General features: G+C 71.1%; 2 protein-coding genes. Both read left to right on the top strand.

Translation table 11 applies throughout. From position 1 onward, the window contains the following. Nucleotides 1-57 precede the first annotated feature (57 nt). Nucleotides 58-762, top strand: coding sequence for a Clp protease N-terminal domain-containing protein (locus tag VH112_11175; GenBank protein ID HEX4540795.1), 705 nt, complete (start codon nt 58-60; stop codon nt 760-762). Nucleotides 763-925: 163 nt separating this feature from the next. After that, on the top strand, nt 926-1,812 hold an 887-nt coding region (locus VH112_11170), incomplete at its 3' end, for a sigma-70 family RNA polymerase sigma factor (protein HEX4540794.1).

Genomic DNA, 1,812 nt, shown 5'->3' with positions numbered 1-1,812 from the left:
GCCCCGCCCACCCCCACGCTCTTGACAACGGCCGAGATATAACCCCATTATAACCCCATGCCGAAGATCAACGTGTACCTATCTGACGAGCTCGCCGACGCCGTGCGGGACGCCCAGGTGCCGGTGTCGGCCATCTGCCAGTCGGCGCTCGAGGGAGCCGTGCGTGAGGTGAGCGCCCTGCGGGGCTCCGAGGAGGCGCCGACGACGGAGCCGAGCTACGGACCGTTCACCAGGTTCACCCCCCGCGCTCGTCAGGCCGTCGCCTGCGCGCAGGACGTGGCCCGCGGGCGGGGCCACAAGGCCGTCGGCCCCGAGCACCTCCTGTTGGGCGTGTTGGACGAGGGTGGCAACCTGGCCCTCGAGGTGCTGAAGGCCCTCGATGTCGAGCCCGACGACGTGCGGAGCGAGCTGCTGGCCTCGATGGAGGCTCCATCGGAGAAGGCGCGAGGGCGGACGCGGTTCACGCCAACGGCCAAGAAGGCGCTCGAAGCGTCGTTGCGGGAATCGGTCGGGCTCGGGCACAACTACATCGGGTGCGAGCATCTGCTCCTCGGCCTGGTGGCGACCGACGAGGGTCTGGCCGCCAAGGTGCTGCGGCGCATGGGCGTCGAGCTGCGGACGACGCGTCGGACGGTCGTCACCACCCTGGCCGGACACATCCACCGGCGCCGGCACGACTCGACCTCGCCCGCGGCGCCGCCGTCGGTGCTCGATGAGATCCTCCAGCGGCTGGACGAGATCGAGCGCCGTCTCGCCAGCTAGGCTGCTTCCGCCGTAGGTCCCGGTCCGGCCATCCACGGCGTCTTCCTGCCGAGCTCCCCCACGAACGGCCAGTTGGCGTGGCGCGATAAGTTCCGGGCTCTCCAGTCGTCCTACTCACATGTCGACTCAGGTGCTGGCCGCCGTATCATCTACCCCCGTGACCATGCCTTCCCATGCCCTTGCGCCCGAGGACCTCGAGGGCCACCGGCGCGAGCTCACCGCCTACTGCTACCGGATGCTCGGCTCGGGCTTCGACGCCGAGGACGCCGTCCAGGAGACGCTGGTGCGGGCCTGGAGGGCTGGCCAGGGCTTCGAGGGGCGCTCGAGCGTGCGATCGTGGCTGTACCGCATCGCCACCAACGTGTGCCTCGACGCCCTCCGCGGCCGCCAGCGTCGGGCCCGCCCCATGGAGCTCGGACCCTCGCGTCCGCCTGTGGAGTCGTCTCTGGAAGGCGTCCTTTCCGACGGCTCCTGGGTCTCCCCGATCGCCGACGACCGGGTGCTGCCACCGGAGGCCGACCCCGCCGAGCTGGCCGCCGCTCGCGACAGCGTCCGCCTGGCCTTCGTCGCCGCCCTGCAACGCCTACCGGCCCGCCAGCGGGCGGTCCTGATCCTCTGCGAGGTGCTCCGCTGGCAGGCGACCGAGGTCGCCGAGCTGTTGGACACCAGCGTCCCTGCGGTCAACAGCGCCCTCCAGCGGGCCAGGGCCACGCTCGGGTCGGTCGATGCCGAGGTCAGTCCGGCGGCGGTGGAGGACGACCAACGCGAGCTGCTCGCCCGCTACGTGGACGCCTTCGAGCGCTACGACATCGACGCCCTGGTCAGGCTGCTCCGCGACGACGCCGTCCAGTCGATGCCGCCCTATGCGATGTGGCTCCAGGGTGCGGACGACATCGGTCGCTGGATGCTGGGTCTCGGCATCGGCTGCCGGGGCTCCCGGCTCATCCCGACGTCGGCCAACGGCTCCCCTGCGTTCGGGCAGTACAGGCCCGACCCGGCAGGCGGGCACGCCCCGTGGGCCCTCCAGGTCATCGAGATCTCGGGGGATCT

The organism is Acidimicrobiales bacterium (assembly GCA_036270875.1).
GTDB lineage: Bacteria > Actinomycetota > Acidimicrobiia > Acidimicrobiales > AC-9 > AC-9.
The sequence above is the reverse complement of the archived record's forward strand: the minus strand, read 5'-3'. Positions and strand labels throughout refer to the sequence as shown.

Bases quoted from the DNA above. Each gene is read 5' to 3' on its own strand.
- VH112_11175 (HEX4540795.1), top strand. From the start codon at position 58: ATGCCGAAGATCAACGTGTACCTATCTGACGAGCTCGCCGACGCCGTG.